The organism is Glutamicibacter sp. AOP12-B1-11 (assembly GCF_052379245.1).
In the GTDB taxonomy this organism is placed as follows: domain Bacteria; phylum Actinomycetota; class Actinomycetes; order Actinomycetales; family Micrococcaceae; genus Glutamicibacter.
Genome location: NZ_JBQSYL010000012.1, coordinates 1 through 21,794 on the forward strand (window position 1 = coordinate 1; position 21,794 = coordinate 21,794).

Here is a 21,794-nt window from a genome sequence, read left to right on the forward strand (position 1 = left end):
CCGCGATAGCGCAAGTACTTCTGGATTGCGGTTCGCGTGCCGTGCCCGTAAACCCCGTCAATCAAGTAGTTTTTCGGGTAGAACCCCATGCGCTTCAAATAGGTCTGAGTCGCGCCGTAAGTGCCCGCGCCCCAAACGCCATCAACATAGAGCTTTAGGCCTGGGTAATCCGTTGGTTTAACTGCATAAGCCATTTTATTGGCTCCGTTCTGCCCGTTTTTGGGCATAGAAAAACCCCGCCACCGTTTGGTGCGGAGTTGGTTTGTTTGAGGGCTACTTTTCGTAGCGTTCTAGGTCGGCTTCGGTCGGCGCGTGCGGGCCCGTGACCGGGTAGGCGCGCTTAGCCTCGTGCGCCTGTGCCAGTGTCTCGGCAGGCAGGGCGGGCGGCTCCGGGAATTCCACGGCTATCGACGGCTTGCCAACCACAAGGGGCTTGGCCATGTTGGTATTGCCCGCGGCGACGAAGCCGAACGCGCCACCGATCACACCGAGCACCGCGCCGCCACCGATAGCCCATGCCGGTGCGGTGGAGCCGACTGCCGAGGTGTAAGCCAAGATGCCGGTCTGTGCCAGCGACAGGATGCCGAAGCCGATGTAGAGGGCGGTGCGGAATTTGGCGGGAATGAGTGCAGTCCAATTAGTCATTGGGAAAGTCCAATCTATGGGGAGGAATAATAAGGGTTGACAAGCGTGGTAGATCTAGAAAATTTCACGATTGTTACGTAAAAATGTTTAGTCTAAAACGCGACATAACCCGACATGCGCGGAAACACGGGGTCACCGCGCACGCCGAGCCGGTGGAGTCGCTAGCTGCCGTTCTGCTGGTTCAAATACCGCTGGAAGGCTTCGACCGTCGCCGGGCCGAACTTGCCGTCAGCCAACCACTTCGAAGCTGGGTAGAGGCCCTTCTTTCGAAGGAACAGCTGCAAGGCCACAATCGAGTGGTAACCGAACTGACCGTCAACAGCACGCGTGTAATAACCGAGCCCATTGAGCCATTCCTGCACGGCTTCCCATGTGTACCGGCCAGCGTCGCCGTCAATAGCCCGCTCATAAAGGCCAATCTGCGACATGAGAATCTGAGTCGCCTCAGCGGTTGCCTTGCCGAACACACCGTCAACGGCGAGGTTCTTGTAATCGGTTGGACGGCCAGTTGGTGCCGCGTTCTTTGGCGGGTTGGATGCAACCGGCACGGTGCCGGAAGGCTTGATTTGCTTCTTGCGGATACGCTTCGCCACGCGTGCAAGGTGCTTGACGCCGCCCTGCAGCTCGAAGTGCATTTCATCCTTGCGGCCGCCGTAGTTGCCGCCCCACCGAACAGAGTTGTCCAGGTCTTTCAGGATGCGCTTGATTGCCTTCTCTTCCGCGCCGCTAAACGTGTTGACACCGCCGAGGCCATGCAACGGGGCGTTGAAGTCAACGGCGGTACCGGCTGCGTGCTCAGAATGCATAGATGCGCCGCGAACGTTGCGGTAGGCGTAACCCCACGACCAGTCCGTGCGAATGCTCTCCACCTCAGCGTCGAAGCGCTTTCCGAGGTAGTCGAGGATCGTGTGAGCGTCGCCCTTGCGAACCTTGCCAGTGATCCAAGTCAGGTTGGTGAGTCGCGGGCTGGAGCCGGACGTAATAACATCCCAGCCAAGTCGAGTAAGTGCCATTTCAAGGCCACCTTTCAAATGATTTCGGGCATAAGAAAAGCCCCGCACCGTGTGGTGTCAGGGCATAAAAAAACCGCCTCGCGGGCGGTTAGTCGAATAGGTCTTTGATCGTGTGTGGCGGGTCGGGCGGCGGCGCTCCCCCACCCTTGTAAATATGGTCGATGAGCGCCCGGCAATAGGCCCACAAGCCCACGTTGCGCCGCTCGGTCATGTCCAACCGGGTTTCCATTGCTTGCATGCGCGCCCGGTCTGAGTCCTGTTGCGCTCGGTCGGTCTTAGCTTTTACGCCAAGATAGGTTAGGTAGGCCGTGACGATGACCCCGAAAAGGGTAAGGATTCCGAGAATCACAGGTTCGGTGATTATGGCCTTTTGGCTTTCGTCGGCTTCAATTATGGCGGTCGAAATGTTGTGGAGCATTGCGCCCTTATTCGTCTAGTCGTTTCGTTGATGCGGGCAGTTCTCCACCCGCGATTGATTCCCACATGCGCAAATCCTCCTGGCCGAGTGACCACATAGCTAATCCCTGCAGCCCCCAATCGAGCACGGCGCGCCCTAGCCAGTGCGTCACGGTGGTTGCATCGGTGAAGTAAACGAGTGATCCGCCGTCGCGGTCAAGGATGAAGTTTCGGCCAATCCATGCGTCATGATCGAGTGGCCGAATGGTGACCGTCGTTTCGATTCCGGGGTTTATTGGCGCGTCTTTCCAATGCACAAATACCCAGTCGAGTGCGTACCCGGTTTCGCGGGTTGTGGATTCTTCCACGTCGGTGTTTGGCCGGAATCGGTTTTGCGTATCCCATGTGACGTTGGTTCGTTCGACGCGGCCGAGCACTTTTCGTTGACCGTTTATCTCTACTTCGATTGCTTCGCGTGGCTGGTAGAGCCACCCGTCGCCCAAGTAAATATGGTCGATCCATGTTTGCCCGGTCGCCTTGTAGCCGGTCACGCCTCCGGGCGGTGTGGTGGTCGCTTCGAGGCGCAAAGGAATCGTTGTTTCAGCGTTGGAGAAGTACACGCGGGCCGAGCCTTCGCGCACCCGCAAGGCGAGCACACACCGGCCAACTTGCGCGGCGGCTCCGACCTGCTGCGCGCCGACGTTCGTTGAGCCGAGAACCGTAGAGCCTCGCATGAGCCGTAGCGTGCCCGTGTTCGTTAGCTCCGCGGTGATGCCTTGCGAGGTGACCGAGAACGTGCCGCCCGTCGCGAATTGGAATCGAGCCATTGCGTAGAGTGACTGCGCGCCGAACGCGTTATCAAAAACGAGTTCGCCTGTGCCCCGATATTGCTTATACGTGTCGGTAACTTCCTCGAATGCCCATGCGCCCGAAGGCTCACTGTAAACGTTGCTGAGCTGCTGGCTACTCGACGCATAATCGTCAATAATCGTCGCGGCAATCGCTTCTCGTTGGATCAGCTCAGTTGTGAGCGTGAAGCCAACTTTCGGGGTCACCGTCTGCCCGTTGGATGCAATGACCGGCTCGGCGCGCATCTTGTAATCAATCCGCGAACTTCCAACCGAGTTGTCAGTAACTCCCCAGATTGGCACGGTTGCCGGTTGCCCGTATCGGACGGCGTATTGCTTGCTTTGGAATTCGCCGCCGACTGCGCCGGTCACTGAATCCCATTGCGTGGCCTCTAGCCAGTCGTAGCCTTCAAGAACGCCCCAGAGCGTCTTGCTGGACTCGTCGCGGTAGCAGAGCCAACCGATAGCTTCGTGCGTGCCTGTGTCCGACCAGGGGCGCGCCCCGGTGAAGTATTGCCACGCACTGTAATACGTGCCAGACACACCGCGCCGGGTTGCTCCCCATGATGCCGGGTAGTCGTGGATTGACCAGAAGTAGGCGTAGAGCGGTAGGCCCATGCTGACCTTGGCGGGGTCGATCTGCGATGCCGCCCAGTCGTAAACCTGCTCTAGCCAGAATCCGGGCGATACCGGGCCGGGCGCTGAGCCTGACCAGGCGAAGTCGTAGGACATGATCGAAACGTGATCTAGAATCGCGCCGAGTTGCCTGTAGCGCACCCAATTTTCGCCACCGACTGAGCCGGTCGCGGTCAGTGCGGGTAGCGCGCCAGATGCCTTTTTGCCGAGCGCGTGCGCCCGATCTGTGACGACTCGAAAGAGCTCTTCGGAATCAGCCGAGCGCGCATTGCCGCCCGCTTCCATATCCAAATCCACGCCGTGAAGCCACGGGTACATGTCGAACATTTTCGCTTCGACTTCATCAGCGAGGCGGTTTCGGGCGGTCGCTGAGTCGCGCAACGCTTCGAAGATTGTGTATGGCCCATCTATGGGGTCATCCATGTTTCGGAAGCAACCCCACCAGCGAATGTGCGGCCATTTTGCCCGGTACGCGTCGAGCTGCGCGGGGTCGAAAGTTTCGGTGAGAGTTCCGTCTTTGCCGACGATCCAGCCGAATATTGATAGGTCGGTGATTCGGTCGCCGTACTGATCCAGCACCATGCGGATTCGGTCAGTCCAAGATAGGCCAACCCATGCCCAAACGTTCGCCATTATGACCTCTCATTCCATGTTGCTTGTAGGTGTGCGCGTCCGGCTAGGACTGTGTTTAGTGTGAGGTCTTGGCGCTCGGTAATGATCGGTGCGCGCCCGTAGCCTTGCGAGGCGTAGTGATTGAGCCCATCTACTTCGGCAACGCCGTTGAGCGCCCCGAATTTGTATGCGCCCACACGGGTTTCGCCCTTGCCGCGAATTCGCATGTAGACGGGCGCGGCCTTGTCTGCGTTGGATAGCGCGACGACTTGCAAGCCGGGGTTGATTACCCCGTTGCGGTATTGCGCCCGCCCTATCGTTGTTCCGACTTCGGCGGGGTTTGGCACGATGCCGGTCGGCTGCTCACCGGCCTGTAACTGAATGTCGGTTATCGTGACGCTCGCGGACGTTGGCACGTCGGTAGCGCTGATCTTAAGTCTGATCGATGCGACTGGCTTGTCAACGTAGATCGGTTGCTGTAGGCGCAACACCCACCCCCAGGATTAGTAAAATACTTGTGATAAACTAGAGATGTACTAAATCCCCACAAATTAGGAGCAAATCAAGTGCTTTGCAGGAATATGTCCATTGACACTTTCGAAACCTTCGGCGAGACTTTCGAATTCAAGCAATTAAACACTCGCGATGACCTAGCCGCGTTAGAACGTCATTCTCATAGGCTCGCAGTATCGACCTCGCGTAGTACCGATGGAATCACCTTTTATGTAACTCAGGTTTACACCGGCTCTGATTGGGTAACTGTGATCGCCTAGGTAACTGCGAGATGCAACGGAACGTCCTAAGTTGGTGTCCCTCGTGGGATTGCTCCGGTGATCGTTAGTTCGCCGGATCGATCCCACGAAGGCCCGAATATTGCCAGCCCTGCCGTGTTGATAAACAGCATCCCGCTCCCCCGCTGAGACATGATGTAGGAAGCGCCCAGGCGGTGGAATATAGACAGTGGGAAGGTCTGGGGAGGACGAAGGTTTTCCGGAATCCCGCTCATGATAGTGTCCGACGTTGCGTTGTCGCCGATGACGCGCATCGAGTAGAACAGCACATTAGGGAATGCCGATATGCCGCACGTTTGGGCGCTCGGCGAAGTCCATCCGTTGACCAGATATGGGCGCAGGTCGAACCACGGGTTAGTGTCCGGGTACGCCGTGTTCAGCGTTGCTAGATCGATCACGCTGCCCTCCGAACGTAGGTTGCTTGGCAGACAACGTTCTTGTTCGTTCCGTCCGCGATCCCTCCGCCCCAGTATGGGATATGCAAAGTGCCGTCCGCGTGTAGCTCTAGAACGACAGTGCCGACACCATATTGGAATGCTGGCAATGTCCAATAGCGGACCGATGAACCGCCGACTTCGGGCAGCAGCTCATCAGGTAGCGCGCTAACGATCTGTCGTGCCGTTCCCCCGCGGGTGTGCAACTGCAAGGTGACCTCGTTTGCGGTTACCTTGGCTAGGAAATTGAATGACGAAGACGGGCCGAGCATGTACCAGTTATTGATCGCGTACTCGTGCAAATCTAGCCACGGTTCACGGTCAGGATACGGCTGAGGAATCACTGCAAGACTCATACTGCCCTCCGTGGCCATGTCATAGATAGTTCAACATGTGCTGCGTCGCCCATTACTCGATTCAGCCATCCCGGGAAATAGATATTCCCGTACTGGTTGACCTGCACCGGGGCTGGCGTGTCATAGTGCATGGCAATACCTGGGCTGATCGTCGGCGGTCGCAATTCTGGCGGCAATCCAATCACAATGAAATTTCGGTTGTCGATCATCTGATTTGTGCGTGCCCGTATCCCTGCGATGACAAGGTTCGGTTGCACTTGCGCCCAGCATCCGAATCCGATTGGCTCAGCACCCTCAGCCAAAAACTGCCGGATATCATAGATTGGATACTTCGACGGGTAAGGCGTTTCTAAGATCGGAAGGTCTAAGCTCATGCTGACCTCCGTATCGTACGTGCTTCGAACATGATTGCACCGTCGAGTAGGCTTTTGCTCGCGTCACTGAGGAAAACCCATCCGCTCCGGTGCCACTGAATGAGCGTGAAACCCACGCCTAAAGCGCCCGGTCGCGTGATGCCAATCGGCGGCGTCAGTTCGGTCGGTAGGCCTTGGAACATGCGCCGGTTCGGGTTGTTCTCCGCGTTGCCCGTCGAGATTCGCACATCCCAGAAAACGTGATTCCTCTCAATTGTCGCCATGACCGATCCAGCACTGAACGGCTCGCATCCGTTAGTGAGATACTGCGACACATCGTAAGTCGGGTTGATTCCGGGATAAGGAATATCCACTATCGGCAGGTCAAGAGCCACAATCACACCGCCTTTCGCGGGTAGCTGCCAGCGATCGACAGGTACATTCCCCCGTAGGTGGCGATCATCTGCGCGTTGCTCATGCCCAAGCTGTACGCCGACATGACTAACTGCCACCCGCCAACTGTCGCCGTTCCCTGCAATTCCACCAAGCACGACGGGCCACCAAGGATCAGGGCAGGAACCGAAATTGGTCGGATAGCGCGCAGATGATTAGGCAGATTGCCGATAACGTGATTGGTGCCAATCTGCACGCGCCCGAACAACGTCACCGAATTCTTCTCGGCCACAGCTTGCAACGACTGCGCCGCACCAGGAACACCCCACCCATTCACAAGAATGGGTTCGAGATCTTCCCACGCGGGCAAATCCGGGTACGGCTGATTCGGGATAAGAGTCATGCTTACTGGCTCCGTTCCGACTTCGTTCCCAGCTTCGGACGAGTCAAACCAATTCGACCTGTAGCGCCCGCCGTCCTGCCGACCAGCACGAATGCCGGACGCGCTGCCCGCGAAGCCGGAAGAATGAAATCGTGCTCCACCCGGTAAGACCAATCCGGCCAAGCCGTGAGTGAAAGCTCAGCATTTGAGCCGGTCACCGTCGCGCCGTCCATGTAATCCACACGCGGCCGCAACGAACCAACGCCCGCCAAACCTTGAGTAAACACCTGCATCGACCAGCCATAAGGCCGCGCCGATGCCTGCACCGCGTCACTGCTCGGATACCAAAAACCAATATCGCCAGTGCCCGGCAACGCGGCAACATCAATCCACGAAACCCAGCCAAGGTCAGCATCCCAAAGCGTTTCAACATGCGCGTTATTGCCCGAAGAATCACCAACCCAAACCTGAGCCGGTGCCATAATACGGTTCAAATAAATCTGCGACTCCGCAACCTGAGATTCCAGCGCATCAATACGTGCGTTCAATTCCTCAGCCCCCTCCGGTGGCACAATCCCCGCCGACCACGGCAACTCCGTAACGTGGGGCAACCAACCCGACACCACGCCCCCAGGCTGTAGCATCAGGTCGGTTACCTCCACCGTCGCGCCGGTCGGCAAGCCCTTCGAGGTCACGCGCAGTTTGATCAGATTCGGATTACCCGACGTGCGTAACGTTCCCTGCAACGTGACCCCCTAAGAAATTTCGAGCTGGATAGTCTCAGACGTTCCATCCGCGTAAGTAACCACAGCCTCAACGCCAAGATCAGGCACGAAGCCAGTCGGCCCCGTACTGCGCACGTCAAAGCTGAAAGCATACGATTCGCGATTGTCCGGCGTGACCGTCTGCTCAATCCACCGCTCGCCCGGCCCGCTAAACATGACCGCTTGATCCCCCGTGCCTTCGCCGTCCACGACTTCCGCGCCGAGGCTAGCCCAATGAGCCAGCCCGTTATCGAAGCGTGCATTCAGTAGAAGGTTGAAAGGCACAAGGTCAAAAGCGGACGCGCCAGCATCAGTCGTGAGCAAACCCGCGTCCGTGGATTCCGAAGAGCCTAATTCGCGAAGCTTGGCCGAGAGCGTGATGCCCGAGCGCCACGGCTTGATAATGTCGTACTCCAAACGCACAATGCGCTGCGTGTCCGAAATACCAATCTCTTCGTCAACTACCGTCACGAAATCGCCCGCATCGAACGCGTCAAGCTCGTTGCCTGTATCGACAACCGTGACCTCGTATGAATACGACGGCTTCGAACGGTTTGCCAGGGTCGCGTTGGCCATTGCGAGCATCGTGTAAGGCGACGTGCCAGACTTGAAATCGTAAGTCGCCGAACGAACTTCTGACGTGTGCGAATAATCCTCCACATACGGCACACCGTTATTCACCGAGGCGATGGTTTGCCCGTCCGCGTTGCGCGCATAGATCCGGGTGATTAGCGAGGTTGTATCAATCACGCGCTTAGGATCGCTCAGACCCTTGCCGTAGAAGAACGCCACGCCGTTATCGCGGCCCGAATTCGTGACCAGTGAAACCCGATGATTGCGGTTATCAAACACCAAATCGCCGCCGTGATTCTTTTGAACCTCACGCAACAGGGCGAGCGGATTCGTGTTCTCAATCGAATACGTGCGCAAAGTCCGCACGTTCGCCACGTCCACAGACCAGCCCGTGCCAGCCAACGCGATAGTCATCACGTCGCCCGCCGCCACCTGCCGGAACTCCTGCGCGTCAATCTGCCCAGCCGTAGCCAAATCATAAAATTCAGCCTCAGCATAAACGGACGTGTGAACCTTCCGGCCAGACCGCTTATCCGTGATCCGCCGAATCCGGTACCGCTCCCCCGCAACCTCAACGAATCGCTCGCTAGTCAACGTCGAAGCGTACTTATGAGTCGCGGGCAAAGTGAACTCAAACTTATGCTCGCCGTTCACCTCAGACGTGACCACAGCACCCAAAGAATCAATGATCACAGTCACCGGCACATCGTTACCGTCACAAAGAATGATCGGAGCATGCGGATAATTCGGAGGCGCGCCAGCTTCCCACTCACGCGCCGTCACCGTCACCGTGAAAGTACGCGAAACCTTGCGCCCAATTTCATCCGTCAAAGTAACGGTTACTTGACCGTCGCCGACTTCGAAGCCCGAGGCCAAAGTAAGCACCGAACCTGAGATAGTCGCCGAAGCGACAGGCGGCGTGCTAATACTCCACGACGGCGCACCCTGATTAGAGAACACCAAAGGAATATTGACCAGGCCGCCCTGTTCCAAGGTCTGATTCGGGATAGCTTCAAGCGTCGGCGCTGGCTCGCTCGGAACGTCCACCGTGAAACCGCTGAACGACTGGCCAACCGTCATCGGCACAGTCCACCGCAACAGGCCATTCAACGCGGCGGGAAGCTGCGAGCCCGTCTGCCACGTCGCGCCAGCGTCAGTAGACCAATAAGGCGTAACCTCAGCCGGTGCGCCCGTAACGACAGGCTGAGCGCTCCACGAAACCCGCTCAGCACCCGTCGAAAGGGTGCCCGCAACTTGGGCGGTAATAGATGACTCGCTCAACGTGTAGCGTGTCCGATTCGCGTCCTTTTGCCCGTCTGCCCATTTGCCAAGAGCCACCGAATCAACGAACCCTGGCAGGTCGAAACTTGCCCCAGGGTGAGCTACTAGCGCTTCGTCAAAAACGCCCGTAGTCCAATACCCAGCAGACTGCAAAGCGTACACATCAAGATCAGCCGTCGAAGCCGGGTTAGGCGCACCAGCCAAGGCGCGCACCGGGCCGATCCAAGACGCGCCAGTTTCAGCAAGCACGCTGAAAAGCTGCGAAGTCTGCGCACCATAATCAAGCAACTGCCCAACAAACTGCCAACCGAGCGTCTGCACCCAAGGCGTATCCTCATACTGGTCAAGCAAGCTAGCACCAGTCGAGCTATACACCTGGTGACGCAACCGGCCACTAGCCGCCGTCGCCAAGTACGCAACCGGGCTAGAACCGCCTCGCGTAGACATGAGCGGAGAATGTGCCATGACGTAACTTTGGCGCGTCCACAAGCCCATCAAAAGCTTTCCATTGGAAGGCCACAAGCCACTGAAATGAGGAAGCTTGAAACCACCCTGATCAGTCGCCGGATTTACCTGATTCAAACCCATCTGGTAGCCCCACTGGCCCGCAACGTATCCATCATTCGCGCCGCCGACCACGCGTTGCCACATGCGCGAAGGGGTCACAGCATCCGCATAATCCAAGCCCGAGGCTGGCGCGATACGCTGCAACGCAACAGGATTCAAATCAGGGTAAGAAGTCGGAACCTCCCCAGACCACGAAAAACGGTTATCCCACAAAAGAGCCCCCTAAATCCTGCGCGCATTCGCATACAAGCGACGCGAACCCGTAGGCGCGCCCGGCACCGAAACACTCACCGTCTGCCCCGGCGTAAGCGACGCACGGCGAAAATGACTCATGAAACGAACGATGCTGGCCAACCTCGCGCCCGTCGTCGCATCCTTTTGATAAAACTCCATCGCCTGATAATCCAAAACGTTCGTGCGCCCCGAAGTCGTAGCCGAAACCACAACCTCAAAGCCGCCAACCTTCACCGTCGCCTGAGCGCCAGATGGAAACTCAATCTGCGGATAAGCAACCGTATTTCCACGATCCAAAGTGAACGAAAGCGACGAAGCGAACGAAATCGGATCCTGTTCGGCCTCCATCGCCGCCGCATCGCCCACCGTCTCGAACGAAACATCAGCGCGCAACGCAAACCCGGTGCCGCGTTGCCACACCACCCGGCCCCATTCAATCGAGCCGCTGGCCATCACATCCCACCATTGCCAAGCCGTGTCCAGCTCAACAATCAAGCTCTGCGCGCCACGGTGCGGGGCAATCAAGCCCACGAAGATATCTCGGCGTTCGGCAACCTGCTCCGGCGTGGAACCCTGAATCAACACATCAAAAGTAAACGCCGTGTGAGACTGAGAAGCGCCGTAAAAATACCGCGCATCCCGGCCCAGCGCGTCCTCAGTCTCCAAAGACAGCCCGCCGAGTGACGGCCACTCCGAAAGAGTAGCCGTCACCCCAGCCAGGCTATTTGTATCCACGCCACCGAAGTTGAAGCTCAAACCGCAACACCCCCAAGATTGACGCTGCCACGCGACCGATCAGCATTATTAGCACGCGACCACAAAGCTTGCGAAAGCTCCGTAACCCGGTCCTCGTCATCGACAGTCAGATTCTCAACCTGCAACACAATCTGACGCACCCCAGCGCCGGAACCATCCGACCCATAAGGATCATCACCAAACGCCGGCACCGCGGAACCGACACTAAAAGTAGGCTCATTCAGAGAATCAATCTCACTCTGAATACCGCCCATTTCATCGTGAATATCCTTGCGCCCATCATGCAGAGCGCCGGCCACCGACTGCGAGAAAGTCTCACCAATCGACAAGCCCGAATAAGCAACCCAACCCCTGCCCGAGAACGGGCCTTCCTTCGCGGGAGAGAACGGGAACAGGTTTCGAATCTTGCCAAGTCCATCAGAAACCGCAGACTTAGCCTTATTGAACCCAGCCAAGATGCCGTCAAGAAATCCTTGGATAATCGACTTACCAGACGCGACCAGTTTCCCACCAAGGCCGCTAAAGAAACCGACGACCTTATCAGGGATACCCTTCACAAAATCGACCACAGCACGGAACTTGTCCTGCACGGAACCCATGAAGCTTTGAGCAGCCGAAACAATGTTTGACCAGATATTCGAGAAGAACGAACTGATACCAGACCAGACGCTATTCCAAACGGAACGAATAGCGTTGACCACGTTCGTGATAACGTTTCGAACCTTATTCACTGCGCTAGTCGAGAATGAAATAATCCCATTCCAGACCGACGAGAAGAACGACTTGATGGCATTCCAGACGTTAGTCCACACGGCCTTGATAGCATTTACAACGGTCGTAATGATCGTCCGAACCGTGTTGATATACCCGGTTACGAACGCTACGATCCCGGCCCAAACTGCGCCGAAGAACGCCTTGATACCGTTCCAAACAGCATTCCAGGCAACCTTGATCGCGTTCACCACGGTCGAAATCACGGCACGCACCACATTGATGTACCCAGTCACCACCGCGACAATGCCAGCCCAAATAGCGCCGAGCACCGTCTTGATAGCGTTCCAAGTCGCCGACCACGCCGCGCTAATGGCCGAAGTAACCGCCGCGATTATCGACTGCACAAATGCAATCGCCGTCTGCACCGCAACCACAATCGCATTCCAGACCCCTACGAAGAACGTGCTAACGGCCGTCCAAACCGTAGTCCAAAGCGCAGAAATAGAAGCAAGGCTTGTCTGGAAAACGACCACGATGTTCGCCCAAGCATCCTGCAAGAAGCCCATGAAACCAGCCCAGATTTGCTGGCCAATCTCAGTTTGAGTAAAGAACCAGATCAGACCAGCAACTAACGCCGCAATGGCCGTAACCACAATGCCAAACACGTTCGCCCGCATCACGACGTTCAACGCCTTGAGCACAGGAATAGCCGCACCAACAGCCGAAACGATCGAGCCGAACGCCGTAATCAGCCCGCCGATGGTCATCACGATCTTGCCGACAATCATCAGGATCGGGCCAGCAACCAAAACCACGCCAGCAGCAGTGCCAATGAACTTTTGAACAGCCGGGGAAAGTCCATTCCACCAACCAATCGCGCCTTGGATAGCCGACGAAATGTTAGTGAACGCATCGCCGATCTGAGAACCCAGATTGACCCCGAATTCCTTCAACTCAGGAGACTTGAGAACCTGCAAGAAATTCTCAAGCTCAGACTTGACCTTCGGGAACACCTCTTCAAATACCGAAGCGCCAAACTTGCCAAGGTTCGAAGTGATATTGGCTGTTACGCCCTTCCACGTCTTCGCGTATTCCTCAGCAGCCGCGCCGGCGTTCTGATCGATGACCTTGTTCATGTCTTCGATCGAAATCGACCCTTCACGAGCCATCTTTTCGATCTCATCACCAGCGACACCGTAATGATCAGCGAGCTGAGAAATGATCGGGATGCCGTTTGCCTGCATCTGCGACAAGTCACCATAGGTGACCTTGTTTTTCGTCAGCACAGCATTCAAGAGGTTCGCTGCGTGCGAGCCTTCCACGCCGTAGGCTGCCGCAACGTTCGCGGTACGCTGGATCTGATTTTCCAGCTCTTCCATCGGCACGGCACCAGTAGCGAGAATGCCAACTGCCATCGACGCGCCATCAGCCATAGACAACGCCGTGCCCGTAACGCCCTTGTCTACCTGCTTCATCACTTCGTCAGCGTCGTAGCCAAGACCCTTGAACTGACCTCGCGCCGTATCGATACCGACCAGGCGCTTGAAGCCCAAACCAGCAACCAGGCCACCAACAGCAGTACCCGCGGCAACTACCGGGGCCGTGAACTTCGTGGTCATCGATTTACCGACACCAGAAATATTCTGGCCAGCAGTTTTCCACTGCCCGCCAACGTTCTTGATCTGGTCACCAATGACAGGTAGAGCGGTCTGCAACTTGCCCGTGAAAGTGCTCGACTGCTTGAGCGAATCAACGTACGCCTGATTCGCGGCCGTTGCTGATTCTTTGGCACGCGTAGCCGTATCTTCGGCATTGCCAACCTTGACGTTGGTCTCGGCCAATGTGACCTTGGCGCTGTTCAGCTCAGCTTCTGCGCCCTTAAGTTCAGCCGAAGTAGCTGTTCCTGTATCGCGCAGCGCCTCTAGCTTTTCTTCGGCGCGAGCTACCTTGGCTTGTGCGCTTTGTTGCCCAGCTCGTGCTTTCGTCAAAGCCATTTCCGCGGATCCAAGATCCCGGGTTGCGCCGGCCTGAGATTCCAGAGCCTTCGTCACCGGGGCAACAATCGCCGCCGAAATATTCGCCTTCATGGACGAGCCGATGCCCTTGGAGAGTCCAGCGCCCATCTTTGCCCCAACAGGTGCCAGGTTGATCCCGCCAAGTTCGGCGCTGATCGTGCGTCCAGAGCCCTTGAGCGAAGGGATCAGGCTCAGATATGCCGAGGCCAATTCAATAGCCATTACGCCCCCTTTCAGCGCCGCGCCAATTTAGGGCACAAAAAAGGAGGGCCGCACCAAACGGTGCAGCCCTCCTTTCAACTACTTACGAGGAAGCGCCAGACGGCGCTTCACTTCGTCAATCGTCATCGAAACAGCACCCCTAAAGGTGCCCTTCGATTGCTTCTTTTCATCGTCGCCCGGACGCGGAATAGGCTTCGGCTTCTTGCGATTATGCTTGGCATCCTTAGTCTTGGCCCACACGAGCCAACGCAAAGAATCAGCAATGATCGCCAGCAAGTATTCGCTAATACCCCAGCGCGCCTTTTCCGGTTCACGAGTGCGCCAATAAGCCGAAGTTGCCGGAAGGTGTTTGACGACCGCCCGCAAATCCGACCACGTAAAGCCATCAGACCCAAGATCCCGCAACCTCATATTGCGTTCAATCAAGTCCGCTTCAATGGCCTCGCCATACTCGTCTAGGAGTCGGTCGAGGCCGAAGATTCCCCCACCGTGATCGCGTCAGAATCGGCAGGCTCCGATTCGCCATCAGCAGGCTTATCGTCTTCAAAAGTCACCACGCCGGACTTGGCCAGAATGTCCTTGCACTCACCGAGCTCCAAGTCATCCAAGACGGTAGCGGTCAGCCCCGGCACAAGAAGGCTGACCATATCCCAGATCGCATCCAGATCCTCGCCCTGAACACGCTTCAAAACAGGGTTGAGCTTCTTGATCTGCTTGCGCTTCATACGGTTGATCGACGGCTCAGGGTATTTCTTGCCCTTGATTTCAATTGTTGGAAGAGACATTTAGCCACGCCTTTCATTAGGTAGCCGCGAAAAGTGAAGGTGGCCGGGCCAGGCGCGGCTAACAAAAAGCCCGGCCACCGGTATTAGAGAGGCCGCCGAAGCGGCCAGAGGATGGGGCTAAGCGCCCACAATTTCAGCAATGTATTCGTAAGCCGTGTTGCCCTCAGCGTCCGGGAAAGCACCAAGGGTGACCTCGTAGCCAATCGGCTCGCCGTCCACGTACACCACATCGCCAAGCTCGTTGATCTTCGCGTTCGGCACGACAATGCGCTTTACCTTGTCGCCGGTCATGATGATTTCGAAGACGTAGAGGCGCGAAGGAAGTTCCTTCGCGTTGTGAAGTACAGCGATATCGCCGGTAATTTCTTCTACGGTCACGTTGTCCGGGCCGTAAACCTCCCGAAGCACGTCTACGTTCGTTTCAATGAACGTGAATCCGAAAGTCTCTGCTCGCGAGGTGCGCACGGTAAGAACAGTGTCGCCACCCCAAGCGGTAATCGACTCGGTATCCGCTTCGATGGTGTTTGTCAGACCATCTTCGGAAACGTAGCCAAGGCCGACAATGCCAGCCACCAACGTGGAACGAGCATCAACAGGAGGTTCCGTGGAAACAGGGCCAGCGAAGATACCGCCAGCAGCGGTAGGCTTACCGACACTGACGTTAGAAGCGTTCTGCATGAGAACTGCCTTTCGATAAGCGCCGCGCCTAAGGAAAGAGGATTAGTCGAATTTGGTAACCAGCTCGACAACAATCTGGTATCTCGCCTGCTTGGAATCAGGGTCTGGGAAGTTATAGACGCTGGACACGATCACGCGTGCCACAGTTGGTAGGGATACGGCAGTTCGTGCCACTTCCGCTACGATCTGGGCTAAGTCGCCGGCTTCATACCGGTGAGTAGCCCAAATCTGAACCGCAAGTGTGGGAGTGCCAGTGATCCAGTTTTCAGGGCCACCAGTACGTTCCACGGTGATAAACCGTTTCGGTCGCACGTTAGGAACGTCCAATGAGGCTTCGAGCGATTCCGCTTGAAGCCGCGGGGATTGATTGAGAAAGTCAACGAGCAAAACTTCAACGTTCCCCATCAGCGCCCCCGGTCAAGATTCTTCAAAAGCGTCTGATTCCGTGCGTTGTCGCGCCGGGCTTCAAACGTTTCAGTTTTCACCATCGCGTGAGCGCGAGAACGCCCAGGCTGAACGTCCGCAACGTAGCCCTCTATGCCGGCACCGTCTCGGATACGCTCAGCGCGAGCTAAAAGATCCCGTTGCACTTCTGCCGAGTTCAATACCGCCCGCGCACCCTGATTGCTCATCTTCACTTTGATTTTCGCCATGAGCTACCCATCTACTCGATAAACGGATACAGGCCGATTCCAAAGCAACGGGGTATTCGCATTCGTGTACGACTGCGGATCTCCCTCAACCTCCATAGGGTCACCGCCGCGCATCTTCACAGACGCGCCACGCAGTGACCCCACAAAGGCCTTCGGGAAATGCAAAACGTACTCCGCTTGAGTGCCATCCGGGCGCACCGAATCAGTCACGTCAGAGCCCGGCTTCGGGTCGATCAGCACGTTCTCAACGAGCGTTTCAACTTCCGCATATTCCGGCGTATTGCCCGGCAACGTGCCTATACGCTCGCGACGGATCACAACGACTGTTTCGCCAACGATCATTTGTAATACCCCGACTTCGCGTGAATCGTTCGAAAGCGACCCTTGCGCGGCATCGGCAACCACAGCAGCTCACCATCGGTGAAATACAGCAGCCCCGAAGACGCGGAAGAATCGACAGTCTCAGACGAGGTTTCCGAATACGGGCCAGCACCCTGATTAATTGACCGCTGGCGAATAGCTTTCGGATTGCTCAGGCGACGGCGAACAGATTCAACAACCGCGTCCTTCGCCGCCTGCTCGAGAATCGCATCACCACGAATAAACGCGTCAATATCGATTCCCCGCTTGCGACCAATCAGACGAAGGTTGTTTGAGGCAGTAATCAACCAGGCATCAACCAACACGGTTTCAGCAACGGTCAATTCGCCCCAGCCAGATTCAACTTCATCGGACGTAGCGAACGGTTCAGCCATGACAGCACCGCCTTATTCGGTTGGGATGCCCTCGGCTTCAAGCGCTTCGCGAATGTCGGACGCGGTAGCGTCGTCGTCAATCTCAAAGCCCTTGCTTGCCGCGTACTCAGCCCACTTGGCGGCAGAACCGCCGCGGCCACCCTTTGGTGGGATTGGAACTTCGTCAGCGTCCGTATCTTCGGTTTCGTCGGGCTCGTCGCCGGCAGGAGGCAGACCCTCCGACTCGGCGGCGGTCAACGCCGGATCTTCGCTTTCTTCGGAACCGGAAGCCTTTGGATCAGTCACGACCAGTGGCGCTTCCTGATGTGCCGCCACCGAACCCGCAACAATCAGCTTTGGGTTAGTGATCAGCGGCTCGGCCCACTCGGGAACTTCACCAGGGGGAAGACACTTAGCCCCAAGTTCTGGATGCATAACGTGAACAAAATTATTGATAATCACAACAAAACCTTCCTGATAAAAACCGGTGGGCGCACACCAAAAGATGCGCGCCCACCGGTAAGCGACTACTAAACCTGAGCGGTCAGCAGTCGCTTAGGAGCGTTCAGGACAGGCATTGCAACCGCGTCCACGTAAGTGAACTGACGGAATGGAACACCATCGTTCTTGACGACCACGCCCACAAGGCCCGATGCCTCTTGGAAGGACATTTCGACCTTCTTGGAGTTCACCAGCTCAAGGGCCGTAACGGTCACGCCCCAAGCGGTGTAGCCCAAATCGCCGATACTGGCCGGGGTCAGGAGCACACGATCCTCAGGGATCGTGCGCGTCAACACACCGTCCACGTCAACAGTGGTGTCATAAGGTGCGATGAACACCGGCAGGCCTTCGCCCGACAGGTAATCGTTCAGGTCAACGAGACGCGCCACCGTGCGACCAGCAGCCGAACCGTAGAGAGCGTCGATAACCTCCTGCGAGCGCAACACGTTGCGGATCTGGGTCTGCGAGGTGCGGACCGCGGCCGCGCCGATGCCGTTGGTGAGGCGGTACTGGTCATTCCACAAGGTCAGATCAGTCAGCGGCTTCGAAGTCGAAGCGCCGGCCCACGGAACGCCAGCGGTAACCTTGTGCTCGTCAGGAACACCAAAGTCTGCCTCGAAGCCAACCAGGCCGTTCTCGTTGATGGTGAGAACACCATCAGTCAGAGCGTCGCCCCATGCCTGCTCAAGGCGGGCCTGCACTTCGAGGGTCAGTTGCTCAACGTCATCATAGATAGCGTCAACCAGCGCGGCCTTGTTGGTGCCCTCGGTTCGAGCAAATTCGAGCTGCAAACGCTCGTACTCACCCATGTTCGAGCTCGTGGACAGTGGGATCATTCCCACCGAGCCACCGTTTGCCGAATCGCGCTCGGAGACGTGCACGCGACCATCGAACGAGCGGTAGCGGGCGGTACGGTTGCGGCGTACCAGTTCCGCGAAGTTAATGCTGTTGCCAGGAATGGTGCGCGATGGAGCTTCGGACAGGAGGCTGTTTTCCTGATTTTCAGGAACAGCACGGCTGAACTCAGTTGCGGCATCGGGGCCGACAGGTGCATCAAATACGATCATTTTCTGTCACCGTCCTTTCTAGTCAAAAATGATGTGGGTCAGGGCGGTGCGGGCAGCTTCATCAAGCGCGCCCTTACCCTCGGATAGCGGCAGGCGATCCGCGTTCACGTAACCGTGATCGAACAGCGCGCCGCCGACGACGGTTGCTCCTTCTGCGACGGAGAGCGAACCGAACAGGAAGCCTGCCGGAACCTCGGAGCCGTCCAGTCCTGCCGGATCGTATGGTACGAACTTCTGCGTGGCTACATCCCGAGAGACGACAATTCCCGAAGGAATGAAACCGTTCGGGTGCAAGCCTGCGAAGGTCGGAATGTCCAAGGTGATGTTTGCGTTTGCGCCCGGCTCGGTACCATGCGGGCCGCGAAGCCACGAACGATTCTCCGACTGGGCATCCCAACGCTTGACGTTCAACGAAGTCATTTTGGTTTACCTTTCTAAGATTTCTTGCCGAAACGCTTTTCGGCTTCGGCGCGGCCGGTCGCCCGGCCAGTAGTTTTCATGCGATCACGATCACCAGCGCCACGACGCAAAGCATCGTTGCCGGCACCGCCTTGAGGCTCGACAACTGAAACCTGACTGTTCTCGTCAACCCATTCAAGGATTGCCTCCACATCAGCGGCCCCATCCTTGACGAAATCAGGGCGGCTAAAGGCGGCGGCACCATCAATGGATCGGCCACGAAGCGCGATCTTCAAAGCCGTTTCAGCCTCACGCTTAGCAGCCGTAGTAGCGGTCTCTGTGCGTGCGGCTTCGCGTGCTTCTTCGATGGCTCGATCAGAGTCAGAAAGGCTCTTCTTGCGAGCTTCCTCCGCGTCGGCAGTAGCCTTGCGGGCCTGCTCTGGGGTCAGTGTGCCGTATTCCTTGACGCGGCTCTCATGCTTGCGCGCCTGGTGCTTCCAGTACGCGGCTTGCTGATCGGCGGTCATGTCTTTCACTGCCGTGTCGGCTGGAAAGGCTGGCTCCTGCTTGCCCTTGTCATCGTCGCCGGCAGGCGGCGTCGGTTTCGGAGTGCCGCCACCGCCGTCATCGTTGGACTGGTTCAAAAGCAGGTACGGGTTAGTGAAACGCTTGCGCATCTTATTTGCTCCTTGTCGGAAAAGTTCTCATGACGAGAAAACCCCCACACCAAACGGTGAAGGGGAAGATTTTTAGTTGATTTCAGTTGTGCCAGTGAAATTGTCCGTACGCCATGTCAGCGTTGGGCCAAGCTCGCCATGCTCGCGAGTAAGAATTAGGTCTGTGTAGTCAGAAATCTGCGACTTCTCGAATTTTCCAGTTCCAAGCAGCCTAGCCCCGCGGTCAGAGTCACCAAGTTTCGATGCGATCTGATCATGCGTAGATTCAAGCAAAGACTCATTGATGACCTGGTAATCATCGCCCGGATCAACTACGAACGGCTTGATCCCGCAATCACAGCCAGGATGAATCGGCAGCAGGTCGCCGCGGTGATAACGCTGAGTCGAAGCGATCGTGCACATGGCGCAGTTCTCTCGACCGGTCAAGGTTCGCATGTACCTCGTGAACCCCGACCGCCCCATAGCCTCGGCAGCAGCGTGCGTTTTCGAAAGCTGAACGCCGGACGAAACCAAATCCGTCAGTCGGTGCCCGCCTTCGGCAATCGCGGCCTGAACAGCTTTCCCAGACGACAAGGCCGCATAAGCCGAAGCGAACGGACGATGGTAGACGATATCGGAGCCAACGCCACGCAAATTCCGTGTCGTAGCGTTGAACACCGTACCGTCACGCACACGCCCAAACTCCGCTAGCGCTTGCTTTCGAATGTACGAATCAGTCAAGTTCGCGACCTGTTGCTGAGCCGTTTCGATACGTGGAATCAGTGTGGCGAGCATCCGGTCAAAATCAGCATCGCGATAAGAACCCAGGCCAAGCCAAGCGCGACCAGCAACCGCAACAATCCGCGTGCGAACCTTATGCACCTCACGGTCATAAGCTAAATCGAGCCGCGTAGCCATCAGGCCTCCACAGTTGGAGTCTGACCAGCGCCAGTTGGCTCAAACTCGCCAAGTAGCAACAGCTCTCCCGAAGCCTCGGCCTCGACCTGCTGAATCTCCGTTGGAGTCATCTGCCAAATCTCGCGCAGAATCGTACGCAACGGGAACTTCTGCGAAACCTGAGAAGTAGCCGAAGCCTTATCCGTCACCGTGTACCGCTCAGCGGGCATAAACGAAACATTGATATCCGATTTCACAGCACGATCAGAATCGTCAGCTGTCAAAAACACCAAATGGAAAACGTCTACGAGGAACCGACGCAACCGCGCCTGCTTATCCTCAACCGCGAACTGCAAACCTTCACGAGTGAAATTCGCACCCGAAGCCGACTGATTATCCGGGGCAAACATGCCCATCGGACGGCGAGCAACAGCAGCCAAAGCCAACTGATCATCTTGGATAGCTTTCAAAAGCCCCTGAACGTCAGTCTGCGTAGACTCCCAAACCTTCGCGCCGGACGGCAACAAGAACCAAGAACCCGGATCAGACGTAAGAACATCTTCAAGGCTATCCGCGTTGAACGACTCCGCTAACTGGCCCTGAGCTTCTTCATCGGGGTCATCCACATCAGCGACAATCGCACGCTGCTTGTACGCCTGATACATGACGATTACGGATAACTGAAAAGTGAACCGGTTGATACGTCGCATATGCGGCAAATGAGGCTCAAACTCCCCCATACCCCGACGATTACGCAAACGCACCACAGGAACAAACGCATGCTTCAACGGCGCGCCATCACCGCCGCCAGACGATTCATCCCAAGACCAAGATTCAGGATCGAACTCTGCCGAAAGCTCGCCAACTCCATCCATTGAAGCCGTATAGGTTCGTGCCAACCCATCATCGTAATACGAGCCAGCAATCATCAGCACCGCATAGGCACGGCCCTCATCAGGGTCAGAATAGAACTTTGCCGCGGCGCGCAAAGTGGACTGTCGCAACGGGTCGTGAAAGGTCACGCATTCACGCGGGTCTTCATGAGTAACTAGCGGCCCTGTGTCGTCATCGATAATCATCGCGTACGCGTCGCCAGCCCAAAGGAACGTCTCAACAAACGTCGAAAAATCAACGTCAAGATTATTGTCGAGCCACATCATCAGGGTCATCCCCTGAGACGGCGGTGCGAATATCTCGCACTGCCTGACGTTCACGCATCGAGCCAACAATCAGCTCGGCCCAGTTCGTCGTCGCTTCGGCCTCAAACTCCCGAAAAGCCTCCCGCGCCTCTGCAACAGCAGCCGGCGTAGGCGGTTCCCCAATATGCCAAGAGTTCAGATCATCCAGCCGCTCAAGCTTCGCAATCCGTTTCGTGAAAGCCTTATTCAGCCACCAACCCGGTGAGTTTTTCACACTGATTGAAATCGCCAACGTGACAC

The 21,794-nt window shown here is 56.8% G+C and carries 29 protein-coding genes; all 29 read right to left on the minus strand.

Translation table 11 applies throughout. From position 1 onward, the window contains the following. The coding region (locus tag ACT3UQ_RS08635; RefSeq protein WP_444636942.1) for a peptidoglycan-binding domain-containing protein at positions 1-194 on the minus strand (194 nt) is incomplete at its 3' end. 79 nt (positions 195-273) lie between these two features. After that, positions 274-645 carry a hypothetical protein gene (locus ACT3UQ_RS08640; protein WP_444636943.1) on the minus strand — a complete coding sequence of 124 codons (372 nt, stop codon included), beginning with the start codon at positions 643-645 and terminating at the stop codon, positions 274-276. 161 nt (positions 646-806) lie between these two features. Continuing rightward, positions 807-1,676, minus strand: a complete 870-nt coding sequence (locus ACT3UQ_RS08645; RefSeq protein ID WP_444636944.1) for a M15 family metallopeptidase — start codon at positions 1,674-1,676, stop codon at positions 807-809. A 70-nt stretch (positions 1,677-1,746) separates the two neighbouring features. Continuing rightward, a complete protein-coding gene (locus tag ACT3UQ_RS08650; RefSeq protein ID WP_444636945.1) occupies positions 1,747-2,076 on the minus strand; it encodes a hypothetical protein in 330 nt (109 codons plus the stop codon). A 7-nt stretch (positions 2,077-2,083) separates the two neighbouring features. Further along, positions 2,084-4,120 carry a glycosyl hydrolase family 18 protein gene (locus ACT3UQ_RS08655; RefSeq protein WP_444636946.1) on the minus strand — a complete coding sequence of 679 codons (2,037 nt, stop codon included), beginning with the start codon at positions 4,118-4,120 and terminating at the stop codon, positions 2,084-2,086. A gap of 50 nt (positions 4,121-4,170) precedes the next feature. Further along, the gene (locus ACT3UQ_RS08660; protein ID WP_444636947.1) at positions 4,171-4,638 is read right to left on the minus strand and encodes a hypothetical protein; all 468 of its coding nucleotides are present in this window, start codon (positions 4,636-4,638) and stop codon (positions 4,171-4,173) included. 311 nt (positions 4,639-4,949) lie between these two features. Continuing rightward, positions 4,950-5,339 carry a hypothetical protein gene (locus ACT3UQ_RS08665; RefSeq protein WP_444636948.1) on the minus strand — a complete coding sequence of 130 codons (390 nt, stop codon included), beginning with the start codon at positions 5,337-5,339 and terminating at the stop codon, positions 4,950-4,952. Further along, entirely contained in the window at positions 5,336-5,731 is a 396-nt protein-coding gene (locus ACT3UQ_RS08670) for a hypothetical protein (protein WP_444636949.1), read from the minus strand. The genes ACT3UQ_RS08665 and ACT3UQ_RS08670 overlap by 4 nt, the downstream gene beginning before the upstream one ends. Then, on the minus strand, positions 5,728-6,105 hold the full coding sequence (locus tag ACT3UQ_RS08675) for a hypothetical protein (RefSeq protein WP_444636950.1): 378 nt from the start codon (positions 6,103-6,105) through the stop codon (positions 5,728-5,730). Before ACT3UQ_RS08675 ends, ACT3UQ_RS08670 begins: the two co-directional genes overlap by 4 nt. Continuing rightward, positions 6,102-6,479 (minus strand): hypothetical protein, encoded by a 378-nt coding sequence (locus tag ACT3UQ_RS08680; RefSeq protein WP_444636951.1) that lies wholly within the window; start codon positions 6,477-6,479, stop codon positions 6,102-6,104. Before ACT3UQ_RS08680 ends, ACT3UQ_RS08675 begins: the two co-directional genes overlap by 4 nt. 2 nt (positions 6,480-6,481) lie before the next feature. After that, on the minus strand, positions 6,482-6,880 hold the full coding sequence (locus tag ACT3UQ_RS08685) for a hypothetical protein (protein WP_444636952.1): 399 nt from the start codon (positions 6,878-6,880) through the stop codon (positions 6,482-6,484). Positions 6,881-6,882: 2 nt separating this feature from the next. Next, complete coding sequence (locus tag ACT3UQ_RS08690; RefSeq protein ID WP_444636953.1) at positions 6,883-7,605, minus strand: hypothetical protein; 723 nt, start codon at positions 7,603-7,605, stop codon at positions 6,883-6,885. A gap of 9 nt (positions 7,606-7,614) precedes the next feature. Next, positions 7,615-10,257: a phage tail spike protein gene (locus tag ACT3UQ_RS08695; RefSeq protein WP_444636954.1), complete on the minus strand. Its 2,643-nt coding sequence runs from the start codon at positions 10,255-10,257 to the stop codon at positions 7,615-7,617. A gap of 9 nt (positions 10,258-10,266) precedes the next feature. Next, on the minus strand, positions 10,267-11,034 hold the full coding sequence (locus tag ACT3UQ_RS08700) for a hypothetical protein (protein WP_444636955.1): 768 nt from the start codon (positions 11,032-11,034) through the stop codon (positions 10,267-10,269). Further along, entirely contained in the window at positions 11,031-13,985 is a 2,955-nt protein-coding gene (locus ACT3UQ_RS08705; protein WP_444636956.1) for a tape measure protein, read from the minus strand. Before ACT3UQ_RS08705 ends, ACT3UQ_RS08700 begins: the two co-directional genes overlap by 4 nt. A 78-nt stretch (positions 13,986-14,063) precedes the next feature. Continuing rightward, entirely contained in the window at positions 14,064-14,411 is a 348-nt protein-coding gene (locus tag ACT3UQ_RS08710; protein WP_444636957.1) for a DUF5361 domain-containing protein, read from the minus strand. 29 nt (positions 14,412-14,440) lie between these two features. Continuing rightward, the gene (locus tag ACT3UQ_RS08715; protein ID WP_444636958.1) at positions 14,441-14,770 is read right to left on the minus strand and encodes a hypothetical protein; all 330 of its coding nucleotides are present in this window, start codon (positions 14,768-14,770) and stop codon (positions 14,441-14,443) included. Positions 14,771-14,887: 117 nt separating this feature from the next. Next, complete coding sequence (locus tag ACT3UQ_RS08720; RefSeq protein WP_444636959.1) at positions 14,888-15,448, minus strand: phage tail tube protein; 561 nt, start codon at positions 15,446-15,448, stop codon at positions 14,888-14,890. A 42-nt stretch (positions 15,449-15,490) separates the two neighbouring features. Further along, positions 15,491-15,853 carry a hypothetical protein gene (locus ACT3UQ_RS08725; protein WP_444636960.1) on the minus strand — a complete coding sequence of 121 codons (363 nt, stop codon included), beginning with the start codon at positions 15,851-15,853 and terminating at the stop codon, positions 15,491-15,493. After that, entirely contained in the window at positions 15,853-16,101 is a 249-nt protein-coding gene (locus ACT3UQ_RS08730; protein WP_444636961.1) for a hypothetical protein, read from the minus strand. Before ACT3UQ_RS08730 ends, ACT3UQ_RS08725 begins: the two co-directional genes overlap by 1 nt. A gap of 3 nt (positions 16,102-16,104) precedes the next feature. Next, entirely contained in the window at positions 16,105-16,443 is a 339-nt protein-coding gene (locus ACT3UQ_RS08735; RefSeq protein ID WP_444636962.1) for a hypothetical protein, read from the minus strand. Beyond that, entirely contained in the window at positions 16,440-16,856 is a 417-nt protein-coding gene (locus ACT3UQ_RS08740) for a Gp19/Gp15/Gp42 family protein (protein WP_444636963.1), read from the minus strand. Before ACT3UQ_RS08740 ends, ACT3UQ_RS08735 begins: the two co-directional genes overlap by 4 nt. Positions 16,857-16,868: 12 nt before the next feature. Next, positions 16,869-17,270 carry a hypothetical protein gene (locus ACT3UQ_RS08745; protein ID WP_444636964.1) on the minus strand — a complete coding sequence of 134 codons (402 nt, stop codon included), beginning with the start codon at positions 17,268-17,270 and terminating at the stop codon, positions 16,869-16,871. Positions 17,271-17,365: 95 nt separating this feature from the next. Beyond that, a complete protein-coding gene (locus ACT3UQ_RS08750) occupies positions 17,366-18,403 on the minus strand; it encodes a major capsid protein (RefSeq protein ID WP_444636965.1) in 1,038 nt (345 codons plus the stop codon). Between the two features lie 18 nt (positions 18,404-18,421). Beyond that, positions 18,422-18,823: a head decoration protein gene (locus ACT3UQ_RS08755; protein WP_444636966.1), complete on the minus strand. Its 402-nt coding sequence runs from the start codon at positions 18,821-18,823 to the stop codon at positions 18,422-18,424. A 14-nt stretch (positions 18,824-18,837) separates the two neighbouring features. Beyond that, positions 18,838-19,479: a hypothetical protein gene (locus ACT3UQ_RS08760; RefSeq protein WP_444636967.1), complete on the minus strand. Its 642-nt coding sequence runs from the start codon at positions 19,477-19,479 to the stop codon at positions 18,838-18,840. Positions 19,480-19,551: 72 nt separating this feature from the next. Continuing rightward, entirely contained in the window at positions 19,552-20,376 is an 825-nt protein-coding gene (locus ACT3UQ_RS08765; protein WP_444636968.1) for a hypothetical protein, read from the minus strand. Then, positions 20,376-21,524, minus strand: a complete 1,149-nt coding sequence (locus tag ACT3UQ_RS08770) for a phage portal protein (protein WP_444636969.1) — start codon at positions 21,522-21,524, stop codon at positions 20,376-20,378. The genes ACT3UQ_RS08765 and ACT3UQ_RS08770 overlap by 1 nt, the downstream gene beginning before the upstream one ends. Then, complete coding sequence (locus ACT3UQ_RS08775) at positions 21,496-21,786, minus strand: hypothetical protein (protein WP_444636970.1); 291 nt, start codon at positions 21,784-21,786, stop codon at positions 21,496-21,498. The genes ACT3UQ_RS08770 and ACT3UQ_RS08775 overlap by 29 nt, the downstream gene beginning before the upstream one ends. Between the last annotated feature and the right edge of the window lie 8 nt (positions 21,787-21,794).